This is a genomic window from Micromonospora sp. NPDC007271 (genome assembly GCF_040634005.1).
In the GTDB taxonomy this organism is placed as follows: Bacteria; Actinomycetota; Actinomycetes; order Mycobacteriales; family Micromonosporaceae; genus Micromonospora.
The window spans coordinates 27,742-40,906 of record NZ_JBEYER010000044.1 but is presented as its reverse complement, the minus strand read 5'-3'; the positions used below and the strand labels follow the sequence as shown (position 1 = coordinate 40,906).

The 13,165-nt window shown below is 71.2% G+C and carries 13 protein-coding genes, 1 tRNA gene and 1 other RNA gene; 3 read left to right on the top strand and 12 right to left on the bottom strand.

The window, feature by feature from the left end:
• The first annotated feature begins 98 nt into the window (after positions 1–98).
• Positions 99–539: a VOC family protein gene (locus ABZ570_RS17525; RefSeq protein WP_358063998.1), complete on the top strand. Its 441-nt coding sequence runs from the start codon at positions 99–101 to the stop codon at positions 537–539.
• Between the two features lie 226 nt (positions 540–765).
• On the opposite strand, the gene ABZ570_RS17520 is transcribed toward ABZ570_RS17525, so the two are convergent.
• A tRNA-Ala gene (locus ABZ570_RS17520) sits at positions 766–838 on the bottom strand.
• 87 nt (positions 839–925) lie between these two features.
• Positions 926–1,516 carry a YqgE/AlgH family protein gene (locus ABZ570_RS17515; RefSeq protein ID WP_358063995.1) on the bottom strand — a complete coding sequence of 197 codons (591 nt, stop codon included), beginning with the start codon at positions 1,514–1,516 and terminating at the stop codon, positions 926–928.
• A gap of 153 nt (positions 1,517–1,669) precedes the next feature.
• On the opposite strand from ABZ570_RS17515, the gene ABZ570_RS17510 reads away from it, so the two are divergent.
• Positions 1,670–2,473 (top strand): S-methyl-5'-thioadenosine phosphorylase, encoded by an 804-nt coding sequence (locus tag ABZ570_RS17510; protein WP_358063992.1) that lies wholly within the window; start codon positions 1,670–1,672, stop codon positions 2,471–2,473.
• A gap of 165 nt (positions 2,474–2,638) precedes the next feature.
• The gene (mdlC, locus tag ABZ570_RS17505; protein ID WP_358063989.1) at positions 2,639–4,234 is read left to right on the top strand and encodes a benzoylformate decarboxylase; all 1,596 of its coding nucleotides are present in this window, start codon (positions 2,639–2,641) and stop codon (positions 4,232–4,234) included.
• On the opposite strand, the gene ABZ570_RS17500 is transcribed toward mdlC, so the two are convergent.
• The 10 genes from ABZ570_RS17500 to pruA all read right to left on the bottom strand — a co-directional run bounded on the left by ABZ570_RS17500 (position 4,231) and on the right by pruA (position 12,930).
• A complete protein-coding gene (locus ABZ570_RS17500; protein ID WP_358063986.1) occupies positions 4,231–5,220 on the bottom strand; it encodes a hypothetical protein in 990 nt (329 codons plus the stop codon). The genes mdlC and ABZ570_RS17500 overlap by 4 nt on opposite strands.
• A 39-nt stretch (positions 5,221–5,259) precedes the next feature.
• On the bottom strand, positions 5,260–5,730 hold the full coding sequence (locus ABZ570_RS17495; protein WP_358063983.1) for a hypothetical protein: 471 nt from the start codon (positions 5,728–5,730) through the stop codon (positions 5,260–5,262).
• A 118-nt stretch (positions 5,731–5,848) separates the two neighbouring features.
• Positions 5,849–6,505: a hypothetical protein gene (locus tag ABZ570_RS17490; RefSeq protein WP_358063980.1), complete on the bottom strand. Its 657-nt coding sequence runs from the start codon at positions 6,503–6,505 to the stop codon at positions 5,849–5,851.
• A gap of 84 nt (positions 6,506–6,589) precedes the next feature.
• Positions 6,590–6,965, bottom strand: a transfer-messenger RNA (tmRNA) gene (gene ssrA / locus ABZ570_RS17485).
• A 103-nt stretch (positions 6,966–7,068) separates the two neighbouring features.
• Positions 7,069–7,548, bottom strand: a complete 480-nt coding sequence (gene smpB / locus ABZ570_RS17480) for an SsrA-binding protein SmpB (protein WP_358063977.1) — start codon at positions 7,546–7,548, stop codon at positions 7,069–7,071.
• Positions 7,549–7,681: 133 nt separating this feature from the next.
• Positions 7,682–8,557, bottom strand: coding sequence for a permease-like cell division protein FtsX (gene ftsX / locus ABZ570_RS17475; RefSeq protein ID WP_358063974.1), 876 nt, complete (start codon positions 8,555–8,557; stop codon positions 7,682–7,684).
• A 70-nt stretch (positions 8,558–8,627) separates the two neighbouring features.
• Positions 8,628–9,308 (bottom strand): cell division ATP-binding protein FtsE, encoded by a 681-nt coding sequence (ftsE, locus tag ABZ570_RS17470; protein ID WP_358063971.1) that lies wholly within the window; start codon positions 9,306–9,308, stop codon positions 8,628–8,630.
• Positions 9,309–9,426: 118 nt separating this feature from the next.
• Positions 9,427–10,548 carry a peptide chain release factor 2 gene (gene prfB / locus ABZ570_RS17465; protein WP_358063968.1) on the bottom strand — a complete coding sequence of 374 codons (1,122 nt, stop codon included), beginning with the start codon at positions 10,546–10,548 and terminating at the stop codon, positions 9,427–9,429.
• 45 nt (positions 10,549–10,593) lie between these two features.
• Positions 10,594–11,112: a PadR family transcriptional regulator gene (locus ABZ570_RS17460; RefSeq protein WP_358063965.1), complete on the bottom strand. Its 519-nt coding sequence runs from the start codon at positions 11,110–11,112 to the stop codon at positions 10,594–10,596.
• A 189-nt stretch (positions 11,113–11,301) separates the two neighbouring features.
• Complete coding sequence (pruA, locus tag ABZ570_RS17455) at positions 11,302–12,930, bottom strand: L-glutamate gamma-semialdehyde dehydrogenase (RefSeq protein ID WP_358063962.1); 1,629 nt, start codon at positions 12,928–12,930, stop codon at positions 11,302–11,304.
• Between the last annotated feature and the right edge of the window lie 235 nt (positions 12,931–13,165).

The following is a 13,165-nucleotide window of genomic DNA, read 5'->3' as shown; positions in this document are numbered from 1 at the left end:
CGAGGAAGACGTCGCAGAGGATGTCGAGGACGGCCCGGCGGCTCCGTCTCAGGGGCGGATGCGGCCACCGTGGACGTACCACACCAAGGAGACCCAGCATGACGATCCAGCGGCTGGACAACGTCCTCATCGTTGTCGAAGACCTTGACGCTGCTATTTCCTTCTTCGTCGAACTCGGCATGGAGCTGGAGGGCAGGGCGCCGATCGAGGGACGTTGGGTGGAGCGGGTCATCGGGATCGACGACGTCCGGCAGGACATCGCAATGCTGCGGACGCCGGACGGCCACGGCCGGATCGAGCTGGCGATGTTCCACAGGCCGAAGGCGATCAGTGCCGAGCCGACGGATGCGCCGGCGAACACGCTGGGCATTCGTCGCATCATGTTCGCCGTCGACGACATCGAGGACGTCGTTGCCCGCCTGCGCACGCACGGCGCCGAACTCGTCGGCGAGCTGGCGCAGTACGAGGACATCTACCGGCTCTGCTACGTGCGCGGCCCCGAGGGCATCATCGTCGGACTGGCTGAACAGCTGAGCTGACGGCCGCCGAGGGGACCGTGCATCCAGGGAACCTCTCGGACGCCAAGCACGCGGCCCGTGACCGGGATCACGGCACCGCCGCCGCGCTGGACGCGCTGGTCGAGGAGGCGCGGGGGGCGAGATCCGTACGTGATCTGGCACGTCCGGCCGTAGCGGGGTTGCGAACAGCGGAAACGAGGAAAGCCCTGGTGGGGATTGTGTCCCTCACCAGGGCTTTTCGCTTGGGTGGAGCCGAGGGGACTCGAACCCCTGACCCCCACACTGCCAGTGTGGTGCGCTACCAGCTGCGCCACGGCCCCTTGCGGTCGTCCCCGGTCGCCCGGGCACGCAGAGAACTATACACACGCCGGCCCGCATGGTCATCTCGCGGGGTGCCCCTCCGGGGATCAGTTCAACGTCACGTCCGGCGGGAAGTGCGCCACCGCCGCCATCATGCCGCCCTGCCGGCGCAGCACCATCGGCCAGAGGTCGTCCGGCCGGTCGACGAACGCGTCCCCGGGGAGGGCGTCCAGGACGAACCACGACCCCTCCTCGATCTCCTGCTCCAACTGCCCGGCGCCCCAGCCGGAGTAGCCGGCGAAGACCCGGATCCCGCCGATCGCTTCCCGCAGCCGCTCGGGGTCGGCGGAGAGGTCGATCGTGCCGACCGCGCCGGAGACCCGGTGGAAGCCCTTCACCGGCTTCACCGGATGGCGCATCCGGGCCAGGCAGATGGCCGCGTCGGGTTGCACGGGGCCGCCCTCGAACAGCACCGCGGGGTGTCGGGCCAGCTCACTCCAGTCGCCCAGGACGTCGGCGACCGGTACCTCCGTGGCCCGGTTCAGCACCACGCCGAGCGCGCCGCCGGGCTCGTGGGCGACCAGCAGCACCACCGTACGGTCGAAGTTCGGGTCCTTCAGCGCCGGAGTCGCCACCAGCAGCCGCCCGGTCATCGACTCCATGGCTCGGCCACCGATCGCCTGTCCCTCACCCTGCATGTCCGACACCCGTCAGCCGTACGCCGCTGTTGTCGATCCGACGCCGTCGACCAGCCGCGCTGTCAACGCCATCCACGCACGATAGCCTGCGGCCCGCCCGCTGGTTAAGGTCTCCTCTGCAGGTGATCGCGACGGGATCGAGGGAGGGCCAGGATGGGTCCCACGGCCGAGCTGGCGGTGATCGGCGGGTCTGGCCTGTACGCCCTGCTCGACGGCGCCACCGAACACGTGCTGGACACGCCGTACGGGCCGCCGTCGGACGCGGTCACCATCGCCGAGCTGGGCGGTCGGCGGGTGGCGTTCCTGCCCCGGCACGGGCGCGACCACCGTTATCCGCCACACCTGATCCCGTACCGGGCGAACCTGTGGGCGCTGCGCTCCCTCGGCGTACGCCAGGTGCTCGCCCCGTGCGCGGTCGGCGGGCTGCGGCCCGAGCTGGGCCCGGGCACGTTCGTGGTGCCGGACCAGCTCATCGACCGCACCAGCGGGCGCGCCCAGACCTACTACGACCGGGGTGCGGTGCACGTCCCCTTCGCCGACCCGTACTGCCCGGTGGGGCGGCGGACGCTGCTCGACGCGGCGGCCGGGCGCGCCGTGCCGGCGGTGGACGGCGGGACGGTGGTGGTGGTCGAGGGGCCGCGCTTCTCCACCCGGGCCGAGTCGCGCTGGTTCGCCTCGATCGGCGGCACGGTGGTCAACATGACCGGTCACCCGGAGGCGGTACTGGCCCGCGAGTTGGCCCTCTGCTACACCTCGATCGCGCTGGTCACCGACCTGGACGCGGGCGTCGAGGCCGGCGAGTCGGTCACCCAGGAGGAGGTCTTCCGGGTCTTCGCGGAGAACACGGACCGGCTACGCGGGGTGCTGCTGGACGCGGTCGCCGCGCTGCCGGCCGAACGGGCGTGCCCGTGCCGGCACGCGCTCGACGGGATCAAGCTGCCCTTCCCGCTGCCCTGAGCCGCCCCGGCCCGCCCTGACCTGCCCTGAGCCGCCCTGCCGCCCGGAAAGACCGGTAAGCAGGGGAACCCCCGAAAAGTCGCCTGCCGCCCGATACATTCGGCTGGTCGGGAGACTGATCACCAATTCGTCTCCGGCACCGTGAACGACGGAGGCACCTCGGCGATGGCAACGGTCCGTGACGCGACGTACGACCTGCTCCGCGACCTGGGCCTGACCACCGTCTTCGGCAACCCCGGCTCCACCGAGGAGCCCTTCCTGCGGGACTTCCCGGCCGACTTCCGCTACGTACACGCGCTGCACGAGGCGTCGGCGATGAGCATGGCCGACGGGTACGCCCAGGCCACCGGCCGGCCCGCGCACGTCAACCTGCACACCGCCCCGGGCACCGGCAACGGCATGGGCAACCTGGTCACCGCCTGGCACAACAAGACCCCGCTGATCGTCACCGCCGGCCAGCAGACCCGGCAGATGCTGCTGATCGAGCCCCGGCTGGTCAGCCGCCGGGCGGCGGAGCTGACCCAGCCGTACGTCAAGTGGGCCCACGAGCCGGCCCGCGCGCAGGACATCCCCGCGGCCTTCATGCGGGCGTACGCCACGGCGGTGCAGCCCCCGTCCGGGCCGGTCTTCCTCTCCCTGCCGATGGACGACTGGGATCAGCCCGCCGACCCGCCCCCGCAGGTACGCACGGTGGCCACCCGGTTCGCCCCCGACCCCGACCGGCTGCGCGGCTTCGCCGCCGCGCTGGCCGCCAGCCGCGCCCCGGTGCTGGTGCTCGGCGCGGCGGTGGATCGGGCCGACGCCTGGCCGGCGGCCGTGGCGCTGGCCGAGCGGCTGGCCGCTCCGGTCTGGGCGGCGCCGGCACCGGAACGCTCCGTGTTCCCCGAGGACCACCCGCACTTCCGGGGCGTGCTGCCGTACGCGATCGGCCCGCTCGCCGAGGCGCTGCACGGGCACGACACGGTGCTGGTGGTCGGTGCCCCGGTGTTCCGCTACTACCCGCACGTGCCGGGCGACTACCTGCCGGCCGAGGCGCGGCTGCTGCACGTCACCGACGACCCGGACGAGGCGGCCCGCGCCCCGGTCGGCGAGAGCCTGCTCGGCGACCCGGGACTGGCGCTGGCCGAGCTGCTGGAGCTGCTGCCGCCGGCGGACCGGCCGGCGCCGTCCGCCCGCCCCGCACCGGAGCCGCCCGCGTCGGCCACCCCGCCGAGCGCCGACGCGCTCTTCGCCGCACTGGCCAGCCACTGGCCGGCCGACGGGGTGCTGGTGCAGGAGTCACCGTCCAACCTGGCCGCGCTGCGCCGCCGGCTGCGGATGAACCGGCCCCGGTCGTACTTCACCATGGCCAGCGGGGGTCTCGGCTTCGGCCTGCCGGCCGCGGTCGGGATCGCCCTGGCCGAACGGGACACCGGGCGCGGCCGGCCGGTGGTGGCGGTGGTCGGCGACGGCTCGTTGCACTACTCGGTGCAGGCGCTGTGGACCGCGGCGCAGCTGCGCCTGCCGCTCGCCGTCGTGGTCCCGGTCAACCAGCAGTACGCGATCCTCAAGGCGTTCGCCGAGCTGAAGCACACGCCCGGGGTGCCCGCCCTGGACCTGCCCGGGCTGGACGTGGCCGCGGTCGCGCGCGGCTACGGCTGCGGGGCGGAGGTGGTGGAGTCGCTGGACGGCCTCGGCCCGGCGCTCGCCGTCGCACTGGCCGCGGACCGGCCGACCGTGCTGCCGGTGCCGATCAGCACGGACGTGCCGAGGATCCTTTAGCGCGCCTGGCCCAGCGGCAGCGGAACGCCCCTGCCCACGTCCAGCACCACCCGGTCGCCGAGCGGGGCCTTCAGCGTGACGCTGGTCGGTTTCAGCACCAGTTGCAGCGTGCAGGGGCCGGTGGACCGGGTCACCCAGGCCCCGAGCACCACCACGTCGTCCCGTTCCAGCACCAGCGGGGTCAGGCCGCTGTCGCACGCGCCCGTACCGGCCCGGAAGTCGAGCCGGGCGCCGTCCACGGCGTCGAGGCTCATCACGGTGACCACCCCGTCGGGCGCCGGTCGGGTGGGCGCCACGCCCTCCGGTACGGCGCCCACCGCTGGCGCCGCGACCGCGAGCCGGGCCACCGGTACCCGCAGCTCCGCCACGGTGAACAGCCACGCGGGTACCTCGGCGGTCCCCCGGCTGGTCCGCACCGACGCGCTGCCCAGCTTCACCGCGGTGACGGTCAACGGTGTGCAGGGCCTGGCCGCCTGGGTGCTGACCGAGCCGTCCGGGCCCGGCTCGACCGTGGGCCCGCCGCCCGGCTTCGGGGGCGGCCCGGCGGGCGGAGTGGCCGGGCGCCCGTCACAGGGCGGCGCGTCCCCCTGGTCGAGCTGGGCGTACGCCTCGGCAGCGCTGACCAGCGGCACCCGCAGCGTGCCGTCGGGGAAGCGCACGGTCCCGTCGGCCGGGGTGGTGGTCGGCAGCTCGATCTGCTCCCGGTACCAGCCGAAGCTGAAGGCGACCTTGGTCTCCTCGGTGAAGCCCGGATCGCCGGTCAGCACCGTGGCGTCCTGGAGCGGCACGTAGCCGCTGCGCCACGTCTCGCCGGGGCGCCAGGCGTCGGCCACCTCGGCGGCCCGCTGGTGGAACCCCTCCCAGCGAGGGTCGTCGGAGGGCAGCGGGGTGGCCGCCGGACCGACCCGATTCGGCTCCGAACCGGGCTGGGCGCAGCCGGCGACGACCAGCAGGGGCAGGCAGAGCACAGCGAGTGAGCGACGCATACCGCTCTGACGCCGGACCGGCCGCACCGGTTCCCGTGGTCAGTCCTCCCCGCCCAGGTCGGCCTGGTACGCCTCCCAGAGCAGGTCGGCGCCGCGCTGCCGGTGCTGGTCGAGAGCCCGCAGCAACCGGCTGACCCGGTCCCGCAGCTCCTCGATCGGCACGCCGGGCAGCACGGCCGCCTGCTGCACGGCGGCGATCGTCGCGACGATAGCGGCGTGCTCGCCGGTCAGCAGCCGCACGCCGCGGTCCAGCCGGGGTGCCTCGTGGAGCAGTGCGGCGTAGAGACCGGTGGGGCCCTCGGTGACCCGGACATGCTCGGCGAAGCCCTGCCCGACCGGGCCGAGGTGCCGGATCAGCCGCTCCCGCCAGCGCGGCTCCCCGCACGGTGCGGCGTGCGCCCGGGCGAGGGCGTGCACGTCGCCGAGGAAACTGGACCGGGACTGGCGGGCGGCGGGCGGGCGGGCCGCCGCTGCGACGGCGGGCGGCTGCTGGATCGGACCGGTGACCATGGGCACCTCCCGCGCTGCTGGGCTACCGCGTACGGAGATGGTGAACCCGTAGGCAGTGCCTGTCCAGGCCCCACGGCAGCCTCATTCGCCCCATCCGTCCCAGCTGGCGCAGCAGCCTCTACCGGCCCAGCGGATTGTCCGCCATGGCGCGCAGCTGGCCGGCGAGCACGTGCGCGTCGGCGTCCCGGCCACTGTCCGGCCGACCCGTGGTCATCGCGTCGGCGAGCGCCCGCAGCTCGTACGGCGGCAGGGTGGCCAGCCCCAGGCCCCGTAGCGGGATGGTGACCCGGCGGCCGGTGTCCCGGTCGCGGGCGACCACCGTCGGCACCGGCAGGACCACGTTCTCGCCGGCCCGGTAGGCGGCGGTCCCGCCGTGGACCTCGGCGGTGGCCAGGTCGACGGTGCGGGTACCGAGCGCGCCGCGCACGGACGCTCGGGTGCCGTCCAGCCAGGCGGCGGTGCGCAGCACCCGCAGCAGCACGTAGAGCCCGAGCAGGACGACCGGGAGGCCGCACAGCCCGAGGAGCCGGAACGGCTCCGGCGCGGCATTGTCATGCAGATCCGGCGGGAGCATCCGGGGCGGCAGGTCCCGCGCCTCGTCGTACGACGGGAAGGGTTCGCCGTAGCCGGTCAGCCGGGCCAGCAGGCCGTCGGCGAAGACCGGCAGCAGTAGGAAGACCGCCCCGAGGGCGGTGAACACGACGGCCACCACCGTGGTGAAGGCCCGCTGCCCCGGCCCGGCACCCACGGACAGCCGGATCCTCTCGTTCGTCACGGGCGGCAGCCTAGATCGTGGGAGCAACGGACCGGAAGACGACTGTGCGCCCCGGTCCGGGTGGACCGGGGCGCACACGTCAGGTGGTGGAGGTGCCGGGAATCGAACCCGGGTCCTTCGCCGCCTTGTCAGGGCTTCTCCGAGCGCAGCTCGCTGTGCCTCTACTCGGCCCCTCCGATCACGCGAGCGAGTCGGTGTGACGGGCCCAGTCGCTGATTGATCTCGCCGCACGGACCCCGCGACCGGGTCCGGTTGGCCAGCCTTCTAGCTGATGCCGGCTAACTGGGTCGAAGGCGCTCCCAGGCCGACAGACTTGCTACTCGCCTCAGGCGGCGAGAGCGAAGTCAGCGCGATTGTTCTTGGCGCTTATTGGTTTCCGACGACCGATTCACGAGACGACGTCGGCTTCCTCGGCTCGCTTCCCCTGCCGCAACGTACGAAGTCGAAACCAGTCACCCCCTCGACGGCTGCCCCTGTCGGCAGCACCACCAAGCCTAACGCCTGGCGCAACCGGATTCATCCCCAGGTCGGCCGCCGACCGATACCCGGACGAACCGGACGTTTCACTCATCCATTCCCTTGCCGCGCCGGCCGACGGCGCGGACCATCTCCCGCTCCGCGTCCCGCTTGGCCAGGTCATGGCGCTTGTCGTACGCCTTCTTACCCCGGGCCAGGCCGATCTCCACCTTTGCCCAGCCGTCGGAGAAGTAGACCTGCAGGGGCACCAGGGTGAGACCGCTCTCCCGGGTCTTGCCGATCAGCCGGTCGATCTCCAGCCGCTTGAGCAGCAGCTTCCGGGTCCGCCGCGGCTCGTGGTTGGTCCAGGTGCCCTGGACGTACTCCGGGATGTGCATGCCGTGCAGGTAGAGCTCGCCGTCGCGCTCCTGGGCGAACGCGTCGACCAGCGACGCCCGCCCGGCCCGCAGCGACTTGACCTCGGTGCCGGTCAGCGCCATGCCCGCCTCGTACGTGTCGAGGATGGCGTAGTCGTGGCGCGCCTTCTTGTTGGAGGCGACCACCTTGCGGCCCTTTTCCCGTGGCATCGGTGCCACCTCCCTTCCCATCGGTCCGTGGCCACCGGCCGCGAAGCGGGGATCATGCTACCCCAGGGACAAGGGCCCTCCCGCGCCGTTTATTCCGGCGCGGGAGGGCCCTCGGAGAGCCGTACCCAGAAAACTAGACCCGCAGGTAGAAGTGGAGCGTGACCCAGGCGGTGGCCGCGGTGACCAGCGCGGCCACACCGGCGATCAACGGGAACATCAGGAAGATCTCGGACCAGGAGACCGGCGTGATCAGGCCCTGCAGGGCCGCCATCGAGCCGCTCCCGAGGAGGACCTTTCCGGCGACCAGCCACCCCAGGGCGAGGATGGCGCCGATCAGACCGGCGACCACGGCCTCCAGCACGAACGGGGCCTGGATGAACCAGTTGGAGGCACCGACCAGCTTCATGACCGCGACCTCACGCCGCTTGCTGTACGCCGCCACCTGGATGGTGTTGGCGACCAGCAGCAACGCGGCGGCGGCCATCACGACCGAGATGAACAGGGTGATGTTCTGGATCCCGGTGAGGACGCCGAAGACCTTGTCGAGCAGCTTGCTCTGATCGACGATCTCGTCGACCCCCTCGGAGGCCTTGTACTCGTCGTAGATGTTCTTGTACTGCTCCGGATTGTTCAGCGTGAGCCGGAACGACTCGGGCAACTGGTCGGGCTTGACCGCGTTCACCAGGTCGGGAGCGTCGGCGTACATCTTCTGGAAGCGCTCGTACGCCTGCTGCTTGTCGACGTACGTGACGCCCTTGATCAGCGGGTCGCTGTCCAGCTTGGCCTTGAGGTCGTTGCGCTGCTGGTCGTTGACGTCGGTCTTGAGGAAGATGGAGACCTCGACGTGCTCGTAGTAGAGGTCCTTCATGTCGCCGACCTTCTGGTAAAGAAGGCCGCCGAAGCCCAGCAGAAACAACGACACCGTCATCGTGATGATCATCGCGATGGACATCGTGACGTTGCGCCACAGTCCGACCAGTACCTCGGACAGGACGTACTTCATCCGCATCGGGAAAATCCTCCGGCTCTCCGGGGTGAGATGTTCGTCGTCAGGGTCTACGGATCGTCAGCGCGGACGGCTAGCCGTAGACGCCGCGGGCCTGGTCGCGCACGATGCGACCGCTCTCGATCTCGACGACCCGGCGGCGCATCTGGTTCACGATGTTGGAGTCGTGGGTGACCATCACGACGGTCGTGCCGGTGCGGTTGATCCGGTCCAGCAGGCGCATGATCTCGATCGACGTGTCCGGGTCCAGGTTTCCGGTGGGCTCGTCCGCCAGCAGGATCAGCGGCCGGTTGACGAACGCCCGCGCCACCGCCACCCGCTGCTGCTCGCCACCGGAGAGCTCGTGGGGGTAGCGGTGCTCCTTCCCGCCGAGGCCGACCAGCTCCAGCACCTCCGGCACGACCCGGCGGGCGACCGCCTTGGTCTTGCCGATCACCTCCAGGGCGAACGCCACGTTCTCGTACGCGGTGCGGTTCGGCAGGAGGCGGAAGTCCTGGAAGACGCAGCCGATGGAGCGCCGGAAGTGGGGTCGTTTCCAGGAGCGCATCGACGTGACGTCCTTGCCGTTGACGACGACCCGCCCCTTGTTCGGGTGGACCTCGTGCAGCAGCAGCTTGATGATCGTGGACTTGCCGGAGCCGGATGGACCGATGAAGAAGACGAACTCGCCCTTCTCGATCGAGACGGACACGTTGTCGAGCGAAGGCCGGGACGCCTTCGGGTACGTCTTCGTCACTTGCTCAAGCTGAATCACGGGTCGTGAGTCTACGCGGTGTAACCGGAGAGCCAAGCCCCCCGCCCCGGCGATGCGAGGCGCGTCATCGATTCAGCCGGTCAGGCAGAGATCGATGACGCGGTCCGTCCGAGACTGATCACGCACCGTCAGCGGCGAGTTGCTGCTGCTTGCGCCAGCGGATTCCGGCCTCGATGAAGGTGTCCAGCTCGCCGTCGAACACCGCGGACGGATTGCCCGTCTCCTGCTCGGTCCGCAGATCCTTCACCATCTGATACGGGTGCAGGACGTACGAGCGCATCTGGTCGCCCCACGAGCCGGCGGCCTCGGTCTTCAGACCCTGGAGCTTGGCCTGCTCCTCCTGGCGCTTGCGCTCCAGCAGCCGGGCCTGGAGCACCCGCAGCGCGGACGCCTTGTTCTGCAGCTGCGACTTCTCGTTCTGGCAGGTGACCACGATGCCGGTCGGGATGTGGGTGATCCGGACCGCCGAGTCGGTGGTGTTGACGCTCTGCCCACCCGGGCCCGAGGAGCGGTAGACGTCGATCCGCATCTCGTTCTCGGGAATCTCGATGTGGTCCGTCTGCTCGACGACCGGCAGCACCTCGATGCCGGCGAAGCTGGTCTGCCGCCGGCCCTGGTTGTCGAACGGGCTGATCCGCACCAGCCGGTGGGTGCCGGACTCGACGCTGAGCGTGCCGTACGCGTAGGGCACCTTCACCGCGAAGGTGGCCGACTTGAGGCCCGCCTCCTCGGCGTACGAGGTCTCGTAGACCTCGGTCGGGTAGCCGTGCCGCTCGGCCCAGCGCAGGTACATCCGCAGCAGCATCTCGGCGAAGTCCGCCGCGTCCACGCCGCCGGCGCCGGCCCGGATGGCGACCAGCGCCTCGCGGGAGTCGTACTCGCCGGAGAGCAGGGTGCGGACCTCCATCTCCTGGATGGCCTTGGTCAGCCCGGTGATCTCCGACTCGACCTCGGCGAGCGTGCCGGGGTCGGACTCGGCCTGGGCGAGCTCCAGCAGCACCCCGGCGTCGTCGAGCCGGGAGCGGAGATCGCCGAGCTTGTTGATCTCCCCGTTGACGTACGACAGCTGCGACGTCACCTGCTGCGCCTTGGCCTGGTCGTCCCAGAGGTCCGGCGCGGAGGCCTCCTGCTCCAGGCGGGCCTTCTGCTCGCGCAGCTTGTCGAGGTCGAGCACGGACTCGATGTTGCGCAGGGTGGCGTCAAGGTCCTTGAGCTGTTCGGCGAAGTCGGCAGCGGTCACGACAGACAAGCGTACTGCCTCGGTCGGGCTGGCCGCCGCAGGCGGTCAGCTCGCGGCCGGGGCGGCCTTCAGCCAGGACAGGGCCGCCTTGTGGTAGGCGACGGCGAACTCCAGCGCGCTGGCGTCGTAGTTGTCGCCTTCCTTCTTGGCGTTCTTGACCTGCTCACGCGCCGCCGCGAGGGCTTCGGTGTGGTACTCGTTCGCCGAGGCGTACAGGTTCTTGAGCTGGTTCGCCGAGTGCAGGCTGCCGAAGGCGATCCGCAGCGCGACCGGGTTACGGATGGTGTCCTTGCCGGGGTTTTCGGCCAACCAGCGGGAGAATGTCCGTTTCCCGGCGGCCGTGATCGCGTACGGCTGGCTCATCCGCGGCCCGGGCTTGCCGAGCCGCACCAGGCCCTTCTCCGCCAGCACCGGAAGCTCCCGGTAGACCTGGCTGCGTGTCATCGACCAGTACGGCGCCAGCCGCCGCTCAGCGGCGGCCATGAGTTGGCCGCCTGTCATCGGGCCGTCGTGCAGCAGCCCCAGCAGGGCCGCCGCCGTCGGGTTGACTCCGGTTTCCGCCATGCCCTCTAAGCTGCCACTTTGCCCGACCCGGCGTCCAGGATTTGCCGTTTTCGCCACCCGATGAGTCGTCCGATGTGCACTGTCGGCCGACGACAGTCCGCCACGGACGCGGCCACCCCCGCCCAACCGGGTGAAAGGAGGGGCCCCCTCTTAACAGACGTCTGTTAAAAGGGGGCCCCTCCTTTCAGGTCAGCCCATGTGGGGGTACGCGTGGTCGGTCGGCGGGACGAAGGTCTCCTTGATCGTCCGCGGCGACATCCAGCGGATCAGGTTGTGCCAGGAGCCCGCCTTGTCGTTGGTGCCGCTGGCCCGGGCACCGCCGAACGGCTGCTGCCCGACCACCGCGCCGGTCGGCTTGTCGTTGATGTAGAAGTTGCCGGCCGCGTACCGCATCTTCTCGGCGACCTGGTCGACCACCCGGCGGTCGGTCGCGAAGATCGAACCGGTCAGCGCGTACGGGGCGATCGACTCGGCCTGCGCGACCACCTCGTCGAAGCGGGCATCCTCGAAGACGTGCACCCCGAGGATCGGGCCGAAGTACTCGGTGGTGAAGGTCTCGTGCGCGGCGTCGGAGCACTCGAACAGCGTCGGCCGGACGAAGTAGCCGACCGAGTCGTCGGCGGTGCCGCCGGCCAGGATCTCGCAGCTGTCGTCGCTCTTGATCAGCTCCAGCGCGGCGGTGTGCCGGCCGAACGCCTTGTCGTCGATGACGGCGCCACCGAAGTTGCTGAAGTCGGTCACGTCGCCGTAGGTCAGCGAGTCGGCGGTGGCGGCGAGCCGGTCGCGCAGGCCACCCTCCCAGATCGACCGGGGGACGTACGCCCGCGACGCGGCCGAGCACTTCTGGCCCTGGTACTCGTACGCACCCCGGATGAGCGCGGTGTGCAGCGCGTCCACGTCCGCGCTGGCGTGCGCGACCACGAAGTCCTTGCCACCGGTCTCGCCGACCAGCCGCGGGTAGCCCCGGTAGCGGGCGATGTTCTCGCCGACGGTCCGCCACAGGTGCTGGAACACCTTGGTCGACCCGGTGAAGTGGATGCCGGCCAGGTCCGGATCGGCGAGCGCCACGTCGGAGACGTCCTCGCCACGCCCGGTGACCATGTTGATCACGCCGGGCGGCAGGCCGGCCGCCTCGAACAGCCGCATGGTGAAGTGCGCGGCGAACTGCTGGGTCGGCCCCGGCTTCCAGACCACGGTGTTCCCGAGCAGCGCCGGCGCCGAGGGCAGGTTGCCGGCGATCGCGGTGAAGTTGAACGGGGTGATCGCGTAGACGAAGCCTTCGAGCGGGCGGTGGTCGAACCGGTTCCACACACCCGGCGAGGACATCGGCTGCTCGGCCAGCAGCTTGCGGGCGAAGTGCACGTTGAACCGCAGGAAGTCGATGAACTCGCAGGCCGAGTCGATCTCCGCCTGGACGACCGTCTTGGACTGGCCGAGCATGGTGGCCGCGTTGAGGGTGTCCCGCCAGGGGCCGGAGAGCAGATCGGCGGCGCGCAGGAAGATCGCGGCCCGCTCCTCGAACGGCAGCGCCCGCCACATCGGGGCGGCGTCCTTGGCGGCCTGGACCGCGGCGCGGGCGTCGTCGTGGTTGGCGTGCCCGGTCACGCCGAGCACGTGGGCGTGCTTGTGCGGCTGGACCACGTTGATCGGCGCACCGCCGGCCATCCGCTGCTCGCCGCCGATGGTCATGGGCAGCTCGATCTGCTCGGCGGCCAGCTCGGCCAGCCGCCGCTGGAGCCGCTCCCGGTCGGCGCTGCCCGGCTCGTAGGTGTGGACCGGCTCGTTGCGCGGCTCGGGTACGGAGAACACGGCGTCCATCACGGCTCCTGTGCGATCTCGGCGGCGGTGGCGAAATCGGACCCGCGGGCACCGGCCGGGCGGCCGGTGCCGGCACCGCGCGGCGGACCGGTCGCGGCGGCGGGACCTGGGCCGATTCTTTCATGCGACACCGCCGACCCGCCCCCGCCGTCCCGCTTGTCGGAGGTGGTGCGGCGGAGAGCGGGACACCCCCGCACGCACCGGACCGTAGGCCGGGACGAACGTGATCCGACGA

Excerpts from the sequence above, each read along its gene's own strand:
- ABZ570_RS17525 (WP_358063998.1), top strand. The coding sequence starts at position 99 with ATGACGATCCAGCGGCTGGACAACGTCCTCATCGTTGTCGAAGACCTT.
- ABZ570_RS17515 (WP_358063995.1), bottom strand. The coding sequence starts at position 1,516 with ATGCAGGGTGAGGGACAGGCGATCGGTGGCCGAGCCATGGAGTCGATG.
- ABZ570_RS17510 (WP_358063992.1), top strand. The coding sequence starts at position 1,670 with ATGGGTCCCACGGCCGAGCTGGCGGTGATCGGCGGGTCTGGCCTGTAC.
- mdlC (WP_358063989.1), top strand. The coding sequence starts at position 2,639 with ATGGCAACGGTCCGTGACGCGACGTACGACCTGCTCCGCGACCTGGGC.
- ABZ570_RS17500 (WP_358063986.1), bottom strand. The coding sequence starts at position 5,220 with ATGCGTCGCTCACTCGCTGTGCTCTGCCTGCCCCTGCTGGTCGTCGCC.
- ABZ570_RS17495 (WP_358063983.1), bottom strand. The coding sequence starts at position 5,730 with ATGGTCACCGGTCCGATCCAGCAGCCGCCCGCCGTCGCAGCGGCGGCC.
- smpB (WP_358063977.1), bottom strand. The coding sequence starts at position 7,548 with ATGCCACGGGAAAAGGGCCGCAAGGTGGTCGCCTCCAACAAGAAGGCG.
- ftsX (WP_358063974.1), bottom strand. The coding sequence starts at position 8,557 with ATGCGGATGAAGTACGTCCTGTCCGAGGTACTGGTCGGACTGTGGCGC.
- ABZ570_RS17460 (WP_358063965.1), bottom strand. The coding sequence starts at position 11,112 with ATGGCGGAAACCGGAGTCAACCCGACGGCGGCGGCCCTGCTGGGGCTG.
- pruA (WP_358063962.1), bottom strand. The coding sequence starts at position 12,930 with ATGGACGCCGTGTTCTCCGTACCCGAGCCGCGCAACGAGCCGGTCCAC.